This is a genomic window from Bacillus cereus group sp. BfR-BA-01349 (assembly GCF_022663795.1).
In the GTDB taxonomy this organism is placed as follows: Bacteria; Bacillota; Bacilli; order Bacillales; family Bacillaceae_G; genus Bacillus_A; species Bacillus_A cereus.
The window spans coordinates 44428-58664 of sequence record NZ_JAKUGE010000003.1 but is presented as its reverse complement, the minus strand read 5'-3'; the positions used below and the strand labels follow the sequence as shown (position 1 = coordinate 58664).

The window sequence follows — 14237 nt, the reverse complement described above, 5'->3', positions numbered from 1 at the left end:
TTTTTCAGTTCTGTCGAATTACTAAATGAAATTACATCAACTTACCGACAAATGGCAACACAAAAAAGAAAGAGCGGGAGAACCCGCTCTTTCTAAGCCATCATATGGGATTATTTTTGGTAACCGCCTAATTGTTGCTCAGCTAGTGAAACTAGACGTTTAGTGATTTCACCACCAACAGAACCGTTAGCGCGAGCTGTTGCATCAGCTCCAAGTTGAACACCAAACTCTTGAGCGATTTCGTATTTCATTTGGTCTAATGCTGATTCAGCACCAGGAACCGCTAATTTATTTGTGCTACGTGACATGTTATATCACCTCCTTGTGAGTATAGAGTGTGATAAATAACATGACTTCATACACGTTTTAGATATGGTAATTTATGGTTTAGAAAAGTTCTTCAAATTTTTCTTCTTCCGCCACTACTTCTATCGTTTGTAATACCATTGTTTCTTTGTTCGCTACAGCTTCATCGATTAATGGTGTGAAATCGTATTTCGCTTCAAAACGATTTGCTTTTTCACGTTTCGGCTTCGTCGCTGGGCTTGCTGGTGTAAATACAGTACAGCAATCTTCATATGGACGAATTGAAATATCATACGTGCCGATTTCTTCAGCGATTTTAATAATCTCTAATTTATCCATCGTAATAAGCGGACGAATAACTGGGTAGTTTGTTACTTCGTTAATCGTATGCATACTATCTAACGTTTGGCTTGCTACTTGCCCAAGACTTTCACCAGTCGTAATTGCAAGTGCTTTACGCTCCTCAGCAATACGTTCTGTAATACGCATCATCATACGGCGCATAACCGTCATTGAATAGCTAGATGGGATTTCTTTATTAATCGTTTTTTGCACTTCTGTAAACGGAACAAGGTGAAGCGTTACTCGTTTACAATACTTCGTTAACTCTTGCGCTAAATCGATTACTTTTTGTTTTGCACGCTCACTTGTGAAAGGTGGACTATGGAAGTGAACTGCTTCCACAGATACGCCGCGTTTCATCGTTAAGTAAGCTGCTACTGGGCTATCAATACCACCAGAAAGAAGTACCATTACTTTTCCGCCAACGCCAACTGGTAAACCGCCAGCTCCCATACGCTCATCACACATAATGTAGCTATAACCACTGCGAATTTCTACACGTACATTTACATCTGGATTATGAACATCTACAGTAATATCTTCTGTATTTTCTAGAATGTGTCCACCAATCTCAGGTAATAATTCCATCGTTCTCATTGGGAAATGCTTATAAGAACGGTGTACAGTAATTTTAAATGTTTTCACATCGCCTTTTACTTGTAAGAAAGCTGCTAATGCACCTTCTTTAATGTCTTCTAATTCTGATGGTACTTTCATCGCTAAGTTAAATTTATGAATGCCAAATACATCTTTCAATCTTTCAGATACCGCTTCATGATCTTCGCCATTTAACTGGATGTACATACGGTCATGTGTTGCATCGATTTTAATATTTGGGAATTTTTTCAGTTTGAACTTCACGTTATCTTTTAATGTGCTTACAAATTTAGAACGGTTCTTACCTTTTGTCGTCATTTCTCCATAACGCACTAAAATATATTCATATTTCAACATAATTTCTTTACCTCATCACTTCATATAATTTTGGCATCGTCTCTTTTACAATACCTTCAAATTGTTTTACTTCTTCCATTGTGTTTTCTGGTGCCAAACTAATACGAATAGCGCTTGCAGCTGCTGCATGCGGCACTCCCATTGACACTAACACTCTGCTCACTTCATTTGCTTTTGAAGAACAAGCAGATTTCGTTGACACATATACACCGTGTTCTTCTAAAGCATGAACGACTACTTCTGGTTTTAAACCAACAAATGATACATTTAAAATGTGCGGTGCTGCATATGCAAGCGACGTGTTAATCGTTACATCTTCCATCTCTTTAAAGAAACGAACAAGCTCTGCTTGTAAACTTTGCAAATGAGCTACCTTTTCTTTCACTTGTTCCATTGTCATGCGAAGTGCTTTCACCATCGCTACAATGCCAGGTAAATTCTCTGTACCAGAGCGATACTTAAGCTCTTGTTGACCACCTGATAAAATCGGATCTAATCTTACGCCATCGCGTACATAAAGAAGACCTGTTCCTTTTACACTGTGGAATTTATGTCCAGATATTGAGCAAAGATCAATATGAGAAGCATATAAATCAAGCGGTACTTTTCCTATCCCTTGTACATGATCTACATGGAATCTTATTTTCGGATGATTCGATAATAACGTTCCAATTTCAGCAACGGGTTGAATTGCTCCGGTTTCGTTGTTCACATGAATAATTGACACAAGAATCGTATCTTCACGAAGCGCTCGTTTCACATCTTCTACCGATACAACACCATGCTCGTTAACCGGTAAATATGTTACATCAAACCCGAGTTCTTCTAATTGCTTATATGCTTCAAACACAGACGCGTGTTCAATATTTGTTGTAATGATATGTTTGCCACGCGAACGATTCCTCATCGCTATCCCTTTAATCGCAAGGTTATTTCCTTCCGTTCCACCTGATGTAAAAATAATTTCAGAAGGTTTAACACGAAGAAGCTGCGCTGCAATCGTTCTTGATTGTGTTAATAGACGCTCTGCCTCTCCTCCAAGCGAATGAATAGAAGAAGGATTACCAAAATATTTCCCAGCAACCGTCACGTACGATTGAAGAGCTTCTGGATATGGCTTCGTCGTCGCACTATTATCAAAATAGATCATCGTTCTTCCCCTTTCAGCGCTATCACATCGTATAATCATATCATAAATACGTGTCATTACGCTAAGACTACGCAAAGGTTCCGTTTTATCTCGATTGGTGAAGGCTAATAATTGGCGAGGATGCCCTCCCATTACAGTTTCACTTTATCTCGCGTTAACGGGCAATAAGACTCTCACCTCAAAATCCAGTTAGAGCAAAGAAGTTAGATGGGAGATTAACTGCCCGTAAATGTCCGATTGGTGAAGGCTAGTAATCAGTGGGGATGAATCCTCCCACCGATTACAGTTTCACTTTATTTTGAAACGAATAACCTTGCTGTATTCCGCTATTCATTATAGCAACATCGCCTGCAAAATTACATAAAAAAACAAACCCTTTTATGAAAGGGTTTGTTCATTGTCTACATATTCAGCTATTTTTTGAACAACGCCAGGTTCAAGTTGCTCTAACACTGAAGCCGCTTGTTCTAAAGCTGCATCGTATTGGTATTCACGGAATAATTTCTCAGCATAATTTAAACTTTCTGCTAGGTTTTCATCATGACTACGGTAACGGTTACCGTACTGAATTAATTTTTCCACTAAATACGCTTGTCCAATTAACTCTTCTGTCATTTCAGCCACACCGTTCACAGTTGTGTATGCTTCTTCTAAACTGCTATTTACAGCGTTCATATTTAACGGCTTCACTTCTAATTGTTCATATACAGCTTGCATTGCCATTTGCCCTCTTTTTAAATCTTCCATAATACTCTCTGGAAGACCTGGCAAATTCGACTTTTGCATAAAGCGTTTCGTTTCGAAAATAGTATTTCGCATTTCTTGTAACTTCTCACGTGCTTCAAATTCTTCTTTGCGCATCGTTTGCAGCATTTCTTTATATTCTGTATGAAGTACTTTTAACGTTTCACATTGCTCATAAACCTCTTCTAGTTCCTCGCGAATAATAGAGAAGGCAATATCTTGTTCTGCAACGCGTAATTGTAGCATTTCAAAACGTTTCGTTAAAATGTGCATTTGCTTTTCAATTACTTTTTGAGACTCAATGTCTTTATCTTGTAACTGATAGCTTTGTTTCACAAGTTGTGTTTCTGTTTTCGTTTCAATCGTTTCGATGCGCATTTCTTCTAAATCATCATAAACAGAAAGTGTTTTTTGCTCCACATAATGTCTCGCATGTACTTCTTGTTCCAGTTGATCGTAGAAGCCATCTAAACGTGTTTTTAAGTTTTCTACTTTTTCAGCCGCTTCTGTTATATGAAGCTCCTGTATATCCATTAAACATGTTTGTAGTTGTTTCGTCATATCACGAACTTCTTTAGGGACTTCCAAATAATCTAATACATAACCTTGTCTTACCATATCATTGTGTCCGTGTAATAAATCTTCCAGCTGAACTGGTAACGTCGCTTGACACTCTACCAATAAATCTGGAATTTGGTGAATAATGATTTCTAAATCTGCTAAACCTTCTTCCAAACTAATAACAATTTCTCTCGCTTTTAAATAGTCGCCATTGTTTGTCGCTTCTTCAAAGGTTTTAAATTTCTCAGATTCAGCGTCTAGCATCTCTTCGATTTTCTGCTCTGCTGCTCCATACATATGTCTATGAGCAAGAACACTCTTTTTCATACTACGATATGTATCACGTAACCCTTCAATTTCCGAGCTATTTTTCTCATGGCTTTCTAACAATTGCTGTAATTCATTTAAAATGTCCGTAATACGATTATCAGCGTCATCTAAACCACTTATGGATTCGTTCATCGCATGCTTTGCTTTTCGGAAGGAGAATTGCGAGGCGAATTTTCGCGCTTGCGCTAAATCTTTGTCAGCTTTCGGAAGGGTTGTTGATACAATTTCATCCCATTCTTCACGCCATTTACCAAACAGTTCTTCTGTTTGACCCGTCATGTTTAAATCTTTTACCCGTTTTAGTTCATCTGCCACAGGTTTATCTTTTATCTCTTGTTTCCACTGCTCCAGTGCTTCAATATCTTTATATGAACGATTTCTTATCACAAGCTCTATCATGAGCAGCACTAGAATAGAGCTTACTACAATGATAACGATCGTCAGGATAGAATCCATGCAAAAAAGCCTCCTAGTTATATCTCTTTTTTTGTCCGTTCCGTTTATGAAATGGAAGGCATTATGTATAAAAAGGGAATTCCCCTATATTTAACAACTAACAATGTACTAATCATACCATGTAATGGTTTGTTTTTGACCTAGTTTTTTTAAAAATTTCATGTTCCTTTCAATGTGATTGTAATCTTTCTCAATATTCCGCCTACCTCACTACCTATCCTCAAATGATTGTAATAACAAACAATCTTTCGTATGGGATACGAAATAAATTTTCCGCATGAGTGGTGGTTCAACAGAAATTACATGTACATTTCCTTGCCTTACAGACTGCTCTACTGCCCTTTCTGGAAGTAACGTGATACCAAGGCCAGCTTTTACCATTGCAAGCATCGGTTCTGCGTAAGATGTTTCCACAGCTATAGTTGGTTTTACACCTATTTCATGAAACATGTTCATAATCATTTTCCTTACATCACATATTTCTGGATATACAATTAATTTTTCATTGTGCAGCTCTTCTATTTGAATGACTATCTTCTCTTTGTACGGATGATTATTTGAAACGGCACAAACAATTTTCTCTTGTTGCACTTCTTTTATATACGTAGCACCTTCTACTACTGAATCGATGAACATCGCGTCAATCTCCCGCGCTTTAAATAACTCTCTTAATACTTCCGTATGTCCGATTTGCCATTCCACTTCGAACTCATCACCTAATATATCTTTACATTCTGATATGTAATACTCCGCTAAACTCGGTAGTATACCAATTGAAAACTTCCGGTTCTCTTGATACCCCCTCATTTCTGTTTTCACTTCATTTATTTGCTCCAAAATTGGTAACATTCTTTTTATAAATAACTCTCCTGCCTCCGTTAACTCTACTCCTTGCGCAGAACGTTTAAGTAAAGTAACCTCTAAATCCGCTTCTAACTTTTGAATTTGTTTACTAAGCGCTGGTTGAGATATATGTAAAATCTTACTTGCCTTTGATAAACTTCGCGTATGCTTCACTTCAATAAACGATCGTACTGCCTCCAAATCCATTGTACACACCTCTAACAAAAAGTTATAACCGTTATAAGAAATCGATATTTCCTCCTATAAACAATTACTCTTTATACTTATTTCATCAACTTACTATAACGAAATGTAAAGGGGAAAGATACTCTTGAACAAAAAACAAATGCTACTCGGATCCTTTCTATGCTTACTCGCCGTCACTGCCTGGGGATTTATGTTTCCTGTAATGGCAAATGCTCTGCAATTTATCGATCCATTCTTCTTCACAACGCTTCGCTATGGATCAGCAGCTATTATTTTTCTTATTTTGCTATTAATTACTGAAGGAAAGACTTCACTCCGCTTAGAAAAAAGAACACTTTCTCTATTCTTTTACGGGACAGTCGGTTTCGCGGGGTATGGTTTTCTCGTTTTCTACGGACAACAACTTGCCGGACCTTCCGGAGCAATCCATGCAGCTATGATTCAATCCCTTATGCCACTGATTGCCTTATCACTGCAATGGATAACGAAAAATCGCCGCCCACAAAACTATACATTCCTTTGTATGTTTGTTGCATTACTTGGTGTTATGCTTGTCATTTCAAAAGGAAATATTCACTTATTATTTGGAGCTGCAAGCCACTTATCAACAAATATATTGATGCTATGCGGCGTTACTTGCTGGGTCATTTATACAAACGGGGGTGCTCGTTTTCAATCTTGGTCACCACTTAGGTACACGACATTAACTTGTTTATTTGGCTCCATTTCACTCATCGTTATTGTTACTTTCTTAACGTACACAAATATAGTTACTATACCGTCACTGCGTACAGTTGTGAGCGTTCGTTTTGAGCTCTTTTATATGTCGATTATCGCAGGCGTTATCGCTGTATTTTGCTGGAATATGGGAAATCGCTATATTTCATCTATTAACGGCATATTATTTATGAATTTAGTTCCTATCCTTGCACTAATCGGTTCTATCTTTCGAGGTTATACAGTGGATAAAATTGAAATCGCTGGAGCTGCATTAACAATTATCGCGCTATTATGTAACAATTTATGGCAAAGAAAAGTAAACATAAAAATCCCCACCTCAGTTCGTTAGGTGGGGATTCTTCACATATGAACAGCTCTTGGCCATTCATGGTACATATTCGCTTTACATAATGCTTGTTCCATCCATTGCTCAATCTCTTTCGTATACATTTCTATGAAAAATGTCTCAGACGGGAAAGAATGGAGTACTTCTGATATATATTGTGGATATAAAAACGGCATACTTATCATACCTTTTAATTGCGTCATAAACATTGTAAATGATACTTTCTGAAATTCTTGTTTCATTTGTCCTTGTCTAATCATTTGTTCTATATAATATCTTTCTTTAGAAAAATAAACGGTCATCACTTCACGAATTAATGTCGTATCAAGCGAAAGCTCTCGGTAGAAGAAACGTGTTAGTTCTCTATTTTCAAATTGATATCGTAAAATCCCGCGCACCATTTGCACCATTACATCTTTAGTCGACAAATACTCTCTCTGTTCAAACGACATTTCAATCACATGAATATATCCTTCTAAAAAATCAGTAATAAGCTGTTCTAATAAACCTTGCTTCCCAGCAAAATAATATGAAATATTCGCTACATTCACATCCGCTCGCTTTGCAATGTCTCGCACCGACGTTCCATCATAACCTTTCGTATTAAACAACGATATTGCCGCATCAATTACTTTTTGTTTCGTCTGCTTCATGCGCTCACTTCCCTTCACTGAACAGCTATAGTTTAAATTTCTTGACTTTTAAGACAAATTCCTTTAATTTTCTATCGACAAAGTCATGTGAAATACATCATATTTTGCTAATATTTTACACATCTCGATAAAAAAGGAGCTGTTTCCATGTTTACTAAAGAAAGTTATGCAGGATCTCGCGTGCAGCAATATGAGACAGTAATTAAACAACTGGATGCGTTATTAACTGGCGAATCAAACGTAGTCGCAAACTTATCAAATGCGTCCGCATTATTAAACCAATTTTTAGATCGCGTTAATTGGGTTGGCTTTTACGTAACAGAAGGAACTCAGCTTGTTCTTGGACCATTCCAAGGAATGCCTGCTTGCGTGCGCATTCCATTTGGACGAGGCGTTTGCGGCGTTGCAGCTGAAACGAAAACAACGCAGCTTGTAGCAGACGTTCACCAATTCCCAGGTCACATCGCTTGCGATAGTGCTTCTAATTCGGAAATCGTTGTACCGATTGTGAAAGAAGGAGCTGTCATTGGTGTACTTGACATTGATAGTCCTGAAAAGAATCGTTTCGATGAAGTAGATCAGCGCTATTTAGAAAAGTTTGTGGAAACACTCCTAAAACATATGTAAAAAGAAAAGAGCGAGTTATCGATTTAGTACGCCCTGTACAAAACCGATAGCTCACTCTTTTTTCATTGATTAACAGTAGATATTTTCTTTAATGCCTGCTCTAAATCAGAAACGATATCCTCCCACGATTCTAAACCGACTGATAAGCGTATTAAATTATCGAAAATGCCCATTTCTTTTCTTAGTTCAGCTGGAATCGCAGCGTGCGTCATCGTTGCTGGATGCTGAATTAACGTTTCTGTATCTCCTAAACTCACCGCAATTGTAATAAAGTGAAGATCATTAATAAACGCTTGCGTCTCTTCTTTTCCGCCTTTTACTGAAAAAGAAATAACACCGCCCCCGCGTTTCATTTGACGAGATGCTAACTCCCCTTCTGGATACCAAACACCTTCTACCGCATCATGTTTTCTTAGGAACGATACAATTTTTTCTGCATTATCACAATGACGATCCATTCTTACTGCTAACGTCTTTAACCCGCGTAATAATAACCACGCATCAAACGGTGCCATAATACCGCCGATATCCTTTCGCATCGGGCGAATCTTTTCAGCTAATGCTTTCGTTTTACAAATTGTTACGCCCGCTACAACGTCACCGTGACCACCAATATATTTTGTCGCACTATGCACAACAGCGTCACAGCCAAGCTCAAGCGGTCTTTGTAAATAAGGTGAACAAAATGTATTATCAACAATAACAAGTAAGCCATTTCGCTTTGCAACCCGAATCACTTGTTTTAAATCCATTAATTTCATTGTCGGATTAATCGGTGTTTCAACGAAAATAAGCTTTGTATTTGGGCGAATTTTATTTTCAATATCAACCTCTGTCTCCATATCACAAAACGAATGCGTAATCATAAATTTTTCTTCTAACACTTCTAAAAAAACCGTACGTGCATCCATATAATCCATTTGAACAAATAATATGATCTCCAGCTTTTAGAAAACCGATTAACGTTGCTGAAATAGCTGCCATACCAGATCCGAAGGCAAGTGCTTCTTCTCCTCCTTCTAACAACGCCATACGTTCTTCAAATAATTTCACAGTTGGATTTCCAAGCCGTGAGTAAATATAAGATGGATCCACTCCCGCAAAACTCGCCTCTCCTTGCTGCGCAGTCTCAAATGTAAATGTAGAAGTTTGAAATAAAGGTGGTGTTAAACTTCCTTTATGTTCCTCAGGTGTATAACCGTGGTGAATTAACGCTGTCTCCATATGCTTCTTTTTCATAAAAACATCCCCCTTATGTTTTTATTGCCGCATATTCATCCATAAAAATTTGATGAACGTTTTCCTTTATTTTATGTAAGCGTTTTATTTGTGTTTCTATCTCTTCTTCTATATTGTTTTAAATTCCTTCTTATATTAATTTCCAAAATTTTTATGCATAAAACAAAAACGTACTCGCTTGACGAAACTCTGGGTAAAAGATATAATAGCGTTTGTGTAAAATAAAAAGGCAGCCTTGTAATGTGAGTTTATCGTTTGTATTTTGTTCCTCTACGGAGGTGTATCTCGTAACTCCCTGCTGCTGGAGCGAAGGTACATGAAAACAAAATGCCCGTAAATATCGATTACGTCTGTTTTTATTTTACGTAAATAAAAACATTTTTAAAGGAGGAGTCAACTATGGCTCGTTATACAGGTCCAGCTTGGAAACTGTCTCGTCGTCTTGGAATCTCTCTAAGCGGCACAGGAAAAGAATTAGAAAAACGCCCTTACGCACCAGGTCCTCACGGTCCTAACCAACGTAAGAAACTTTCAGAATACGGTTTACAATTACAAGAGAAACAAAAACTTCGTCACATGTACGGCATGACTGAGCGTCAATTCCGTCGCACATTTGACCAAGCAGGTAAAATGCCTGGTAAGCACGGCGAAAACTTCATGATCCTTCTTGAAGCTCGTCTTGACAACTTAGTTTACCGTATGGGCTTAGCTCGCACTCGTCGTGCAGCTCGCCAATTAGTAAACCACGGTCACATCATGGTTGATGGCGCTCGCGTAGATATCCCATCTTACCGTGTAAAACCTGGTCAAACTATCAGCGTTCGCGAAAAATCTAACAGCCTTGTTGTTGTTAAAGAAGCGATCGAAGTTAACAACTTCGTACCAGAATACTTAACTTTCGATGCTGACAAATTAGAAGCTACTTACACTCGTCACGCTGAGCGTTCTGAGTTACCAGCTGAAATCAACGAAGCATTAATCGTAGAGTTCTACTCTCGTTAATTCAATCGCTTAGTAGATGACAGTATTAAAAACCCTAGAAAAAGCGTTATTACAACGTTTCTAGGGTTTTTTTCTATTCTCATGCTTTGTAAAATACCCTAAATAAAATTAATGATTTGGGGGAGGTTTTCGGGGGGGGCTTTTTGGATAAAATAAGCGTGGGCAAATGCTATTTCCCCTATATTTTTTAACAGGGATATATATCCAAGATATAAGAAAAAGTCACACTCCATTGAATGTGACTACATTAATCCTTCGATTAATTTATTTTCTTCCTCAATATATTTATCAATTAGCACCCATATAATCTGTTTATTTTTCTCAGAAGCTCTCTGATAATGTAATTTTTTCTCTTCATCCGCTGCGCTTAAAAAATCAGCACACCAAATAATATATCTATTACAATTTTCCCTTAGATCTTTTGAGAACTTATTTTTTCTATCTAAATTAATCCAAATAAATATTTTGTGATCTAACAATTCAAATTTCATTTTTTGCTTTTCTTTTTCATCAGTTTCTACATCACACCTTCTACCTATATCAAGAACTTTTGTAATGTGTTCAAATAAATCATTTTGCATTCTTCTTTTTTCGGATAATTCTACGGCAATCCTACGATCTTTTTCTTTATTTTCATTCAAGGTTCTAGCGTTATAAATTGATACAAATAATGTAGCTAATGAAATAATTGATGTAATAATTAATGCTATATTCACTTTGTTTCCCCCTTATGTTGTAAATGAATATTACCACATAAAGTTATTAATATATAAGAAATTCACCTTATTACATTAATTTCTTTTTAGCTTCTTCTGTAGCTTTCATTTCCGCTAATATACGAGGTACCGACGTTCTCATAAAAAACTCTGCCATTTTCAATGCCGTTTCATCACTAGGCGGGTTATCTAACACAGTCCGTTCTTTTCTTTCCTTAAGCCCCTCCCTTTTATTCATGATTTTTTACCCCTTTTCTTTTTATTCCCTTTATAAGTGAATATGGTGCATAACTTACCATCTTCTAAAACAGTTTTCCTTTCATATTGCGCTAAAAATTCCTCATCAACTGACGTTTCTATTTTTTCACCGTATCTCCAATACCCCGCACGAAGTAGAAATTCAGAAAAGCCTTCTGGAATCGGCAATTCATAACCATCTAAAGTAATCTTAGTAACTTCAATACCTTCTCTAATAATCATTTAATCACCCTTTAAATTGGAATATGGATAAGTTCGCTTTGAGTTAGATTAATACCTTTAATCAATTTATAAAACGTAATATTTACAGTTGTTACGTAAAATTGGTATGATTTAGGTATTACTTCAAGGAGGTTTAGCATTGAAAAAAATTTTTTTGGCATTATTACTTGTTATAGTAACTATACTTTCAGCATGCAGCACAGGTGATGAGAAAATTTCTAAAGAAGAATTTAAACAGATTAAAAACGGAATGAGTATGAAAGAGGTCGAGAAAATTGTAGGCGGAAAAGGAGAAGAAAGCGTTAATCAATTCAATCCATCACTTGTTGAATATAAATATCCTGCATTAGATGGTGTAGAAGAAGATGGTTATGTTTATATATTGTTTAACGATAGCAAAGTAGATGTTATTTTAGACTTTGGATTATCGCAAAAGAAAGAACAAACTAAAAAAGAAGACACTATAACAAAGGATACAGCAAAGCCTGTACAAGAAACTGCTCGAGTGCCTGCACAATCAATAGAGTGGGAAGAAAAAGTAAAAGAAGTATCTTCGAGTAGTAGAACCACAACAGAAAAATTTGATGAAATAAGCAAATTTGCTCATGATTACAAACCATCACAGGCTGAAGTAAAACAATTTGGTGATGACATCATTAAAGAATATAAAGATAAAAATTATATTAAAAATGTATCTAACCATGAATATATGTTAACGAATATTTTTAAATCACAAATAGTTGATAGAAATGCACCAGAAAAGCCATTAAAAGATTTTGCTTTTGACTTCTGGCAAAACACTAAATACAACTACCGCGGCGTTGAAAATGCAACAAGTAGTGCAACACAAGCAAATGAACGTCAAATGGATAAAGCTTTAAATAGAATGAAAAAATAATTCAAGGAGGTCATTTCATGAGTTATGATACAGTCGCATCATTACAACGTATGCAACAATTAGAACAAGCCCAGGCTGCAACTGGAAAACGTTTAATATTAAAAAGAGTAAATTCCACCTTAGATATATGGATATTCATTCTTGCTTTTCTTTTATTCATTCCAACCCTCGGGTTTTCTTTGATGCTAGCTCCATTTGTTTACTTTGGAAAAGAATTTTTCACTAAAACATACATGGTGAAAAATGCGGCAACAGGTGAGAAATTCAAGGTTGAGAAACAAGATTTTAAGCAATATAAAAAGGCTTTTAAAGCAAAAGAAAAACAAGTTAGAAGAATATCTGATTTAGAAACGACTACAGTCGAAATAGACAATATTGATACGACTAGCCACACTCATCATGAACCTAAAATAGAAAATATCAAGGAAGAAGTAGTAGAAGTAATAAATACATATGTGGAAGATCCTAGAACAGAAATTGAAGAAATCCTACCCGAACAACAGACTTTAGAACCGAAATCAGAGCCAAGTCCAGTATCTTCCCCTTTACCAATTAAATTAGAAACTAATAACACCCTCACTTTTAACATTGCAGGGGTTACTTTCGATAACGACAAAGGTAAAGACATACAACCACTTCTAAGAAGAATCGCTCGTGCAATTGCTAAAGAATATGATATTGAATCATACGGGGGATATACTAATAAAGAATTACTAGAGATATGGGGAGAAGCATCTGAATTTGAAGATGTTGAATTTGGGGATTATATCTCATTTATAAAAGATCCTAATAACGAATTTGATAAAAATGCAATTAAAGTAATTGTTAATTTAGACGGCAAAGAATTTCACATAGGCCATGTGCCTAAAAAACAAAATGTTGAGATTGGTAAATTGCTAGATTCGGAATCAATAACAAGTATTTCAGCTAACTTTGTAGGTGGAAAAATAAAATCGGTTGATTATGATGATGAAAAAGACAAAGATGTAGTTGTAATTACTGAACTTACATTAGGAGTTTTAATCACTTTACGCTTCGAGGCTGAATAAAAAATCTGTATACTAAAACGCCTTAATGACGTTTTCCATTTGAACCTTATCCGGAATTATTTTCGTTTAATATATATAAATCCAATTTGATTTCTATTAATCTTTCCTTTTTAAAACTACAACAATGAACTAAAAAATACTCATAGAAATGAAAAAACATCCATTTGGATGTTTTCATTTTTTATTACTACTATTTACCCAAAGAAAAGCCACTATGACTATAACTAAGATTGCACATAATAAATATATTGCTAATCCAAGGAAATATAAACCTATTACCATGAAAGCAATACCAATAATCGCAAAAAAGATATTAGCCCAAATTGGATATTCATCACTCTCTGTACTCATTAAATATATTAATGATGAAGCTAATAGGACAAGTATTATTCCAGTTAGGAAGGAGAAAAGCATACCTTCAACATGCGTTGCGGTATCTGTCAGAGAAAATGGGACCAAATCTAAAAATTCAGCTGGTACATAACTAAAAATTTTGATGCTACGATAGCCACAAAAACATGCCATTACAGTTAAAGGAATAAACAGAATTGGTTCTCTAAGTTGTTTAAGCGCCTGCAGGCCTGCTTCAAGTATTCTATTCATTATTTAACACC

At 36.1% G+C, this 14237-nt stretch carries 15 protein-coding genes and 1 pseudogene; 5 read left to right on the top strand and 11 right to left on the bottom strand.

Going from position 1 to position 14237, the window contains the following annotated elements; translation table 11 throughout:
* Positions 1–110: 110 nt before the first annotated feature.
* The 5 genes from MR169_RS03010 to MR169_RS02990 all read right to left on the bottom strand — a co-directional run bounded on the left by MR169_RS03010 (position 111) and on the right by MR169_RS02990 (position 5893).
* Complete coding sequence (locus MR169_RS03010; RefSeq protein ID WP_000091640.1) at positions 111–308, bottom strand: alpha/beta-type small acid-soluble spore protein; 198 nt, start codon at positions 306–308, stop codon at positions 111–113.
* Positions 309–387: 79 nt separating this feature from the next.
* Positions 388–1602, bottom strand: a complete 1215-nt coding sequence (gene thiI, locus MR169_RS03005) for a tRNA uracil 4-sulfurtransferase ThiI (protein ID WP_242318878.1) — start codon at positions 1600–1602, stop codon at positions 388–390.
* 7 nt (positions 1603–1609) lie between these two features.
* Positions 1610–2752 carry a cysteine desulfurase family protein gene (locus MR169_RS03000; protein ID WP_000638992.1) on the bottom strand — a complete coding sequence of 381 codons (1143 nt, stop codon included), beginning with the start codon at positions 2750–2752 and terminating at the stop codon, positions 1610–1612.
* Between the two features lie 378 nt (positions 2753–3130).
* On the bottom strand, positions 3131–4843 hold the full coding sequence (ezrA, locus tag MR169_RS02995; protein WP_242318877.1) for a septation ring formation regulator EzrA: 1713 nt from the start codon (positions 4841–4843) through the stop codon (positions 3131–3133).
* Between the two features lie 210 nt (positions 4844–5053).
* Positions 5054–5893 (bottom strand): LysR family transcriptional regulator, encoded by an 840-nt coding sequence (locus MR169_RS02990; RefSeq protein WP_000362536.1) that lies wholly within the window; start codon positions 5891–5893, stop codon positions 5054–5056.
* A 124-nt stretch (positions 5894–6017) separates the two neighbouring features.
* Between MR169_RS02990 and MR169_RS02985 the strand changes: the two genes are divergently transcribed.
* Positions 6018–6962, top strand: coding sequence for a DMT family transporter (locus MR169_RS02985; RefSeq protein WP_030028557.1), 945 nt, complete (start codon positions 6018–6020; stop codon positions 6960–6962).
* 11 nt (positions 6963–6973) lie between these two features.
* On the opposite strand, the gene refZ is transcribed toward MR169_RS02985, so the two are convergent.
* Positions 6974–7612 (bottom strand): forespore capture DNA-binding protein RefZ, encoded by a 639-nt coding sequence (gene refZ, locus MR169_RS02980; RefSeq protein ID WP_000814924.1) that lies wholly within the window; start codon positions 7610–7612, stop codon positions 6974–6976.
* A gap of 147 nt (positions 7613–7759) precedes the next feature.
* Here refZ and MR169_RS02975 point away from each other — a divergent pair, with 147 nt between their 5' ends.
* A complete protein-coding gene (locus MR169_RS02975) occupies positions 7760–8239 on the top strand; it encodes a GAF domain-containing protein (protein ID WP_000494342.1) in 480 nt (159 codons plus the stop codon).
* Positions 8240–8301: 62 nt separating this feature from the next.
* Here MR169_RS02975 and megL read toward each other — a convergent pair.
* Positions 8302–9478, bottom strand: a pseudogene (gene megL, locus MR169_RS02970) (methionine gamma-lyase).
* A 399-nt stretch (positions 9479–9877) separates the two neighbouring features.
* On the opposite strand from megL, the gene rpsD reads away from it, so the two are divergent.
* On the top strand, positions 9878–10480 hold the full coding sequence (gene rpsD, locus MR169_RS02965; protein ID WP_000135317.1) for a 30S ribosomal protein S4: 603 nt from the start codon (positions 9878–9880) through the stop codon (positions 10478–10480).
* Between the two features lie 242 nt (positions 10481–10722).
* Here rpsD and MR169_RS02960 read toward each other — a convergent pair whose 3' ends face one another.
* From MR169_RS02960 to MR169_RS02950, 3 genes are all read right to left on the bottom strand, one after another.
* On the bottom strand, positions 10723–11196 hold the full coding sequence (locus MR169_RS02960; RefSeq protein WP_242318876.1) for a hypothetical protein: 474 nt from the start codon (positions 11194–11196) through the stop codon (positions 10723–10725).
* A gap of 70 nt (positions 11197–11266) precedes the next feature.
* A complete protein-coding gene (locus tag MR169_RS02955; RefSeq protein ID WP_242318875.1) occupies positions 11267–11434 on the bottom strand; it encodes a hypothetical protein in 168 nt (55 codons plus the stop codon).
* A complete protein-coding gene (locus MR169_RS02950; RefSeq protein ID WP_242318874.1) occupies positions 11431–11676 on the bottom strand; it encodes a hypothetical protein in 246 nt (81 codons plus the stop codon). Before MR169_RS02950 ends, MR169_RS02955 begins: the two co-directional genes overlap by 4 nt.
* 139 nt (positions 11677–11815) lie before the next feature.
* On the opposite strand from MR169_RS02950, the gene MR169_RS02945 reads away from it, so the two are divergent.
* Positions 11816–12574: a hypothetical protein gene (locus MR169_RS02945; RefSeq protein ID WP_242318873.1), complete on the top strand. Its 759-nt coding sequence runs from the start codon at positions 11816–11818 to the stop codon at positions 12572–12574.
* 17 nt (positions 12575–12591) lie between these two features.
* A complete protein-coding gene (locus MR169_RS02940) occupies positions 12592–13623 on the top strand; it encodes an HIRAN domain-containing protein (protein WP_242318872.1) in 1032 nt (343 codons plus the stop codon).
* Between the two features lie 174 nt (positions 13624–13797).
* On the opposite strand, the gene MR169_RS02935 is transcribed toward MR169_RS02940, so the two are convergent.
* Positions 13798–14226, bottom strand: a complete 429-nt coding sequence (locus MR169_RS02935; RefSeq protein WP_242318871.1) for a hypothetical protein — start codon at positions 14224–14226, stop codon at positions 13798–13800.
* Between the last annotated feature and the right edge of the window lie 11 nt (positions 14227–14237).

Coding starts and splice junctions, on each gene's coding strand:
- MR169_RS02990 (WP_000362536.1), bottom strand. CDS start 5,893: ATGGATTTGGAGGCAGTACGATCGTTTATTGAAGTGAAGCATACGCGA.
- thiI (WP_242318878.1), bottom strand. CDS start 1,602: ATGTTGAAATATGAATATATTTTAGTGCGTTATGGAGAAATGACGACA.
- MR169_RS02975 (WP_000494342.1), top strand. CDS start 7,760: ATGTTTACTAAAGAAAGTTATGCAGGATCTCGCGTGCAGCAATATGAG.
- MR169_RS02940 (WP_242318872.1), top strand. CDS start 12,592: ATGAGTTATGATACAGTCGCATCATTACAACGTATGCAACAATTAGAA.
- refZ (WP_000814924.1), bottom strand. CDS start 7,612: ATGAAGCAGACGAAACAAAAAGTAATTGATGCGGCAATATCGTTGTTT.
- MR169_RS03010 (WP_000091640.1), bottom strand. CDS start 308: ATGTCACGTAGCACAAATAAATTAGCGGTTCCTGGTGCTGAATCAGCA.
- MR169_RS03000 (WP_000638992.1), bottom strand. CDS start 2,752: ATGATCTATTTTGATAATAGTGCGACGACGAAGCCATATCCAGAAGCT.
- MR169_RS02950 (WP_242318874.1), bottom strand. CDS start 11,676: ATGATTATTAGAGAAGGTATTGAAGTTACTAAGATTACTTTAGATGGT.
- MR169_RS02955 (WP_242318875.1), bottom strand. CDS start 11,434: ATGAATAAAAGGGAGGGGCTTAAGGAAAGAAAAGAACGGACTGTGTTA.
- rpsD (WP_000135317.1), top strand. CDS start 9,878: ATGGCTCGTTATACAGGTCCAGCTTGGAAACTGTCTCGTCGTCTTGGA.
- MR169_RS02935 (WP_242318871.1), bottom strand. CDS start 14,226: ATGAATAGAATACTTGAAGCAGGCCTGCAGGCGCTTAAACAACTTAGA.
- ezrA (WP_242318877.1), bottom strand. CDS start 4,843: ATGGATTCTATCCTGACGATCGTTATCATTGTAGTAAGCTCTATTCTA.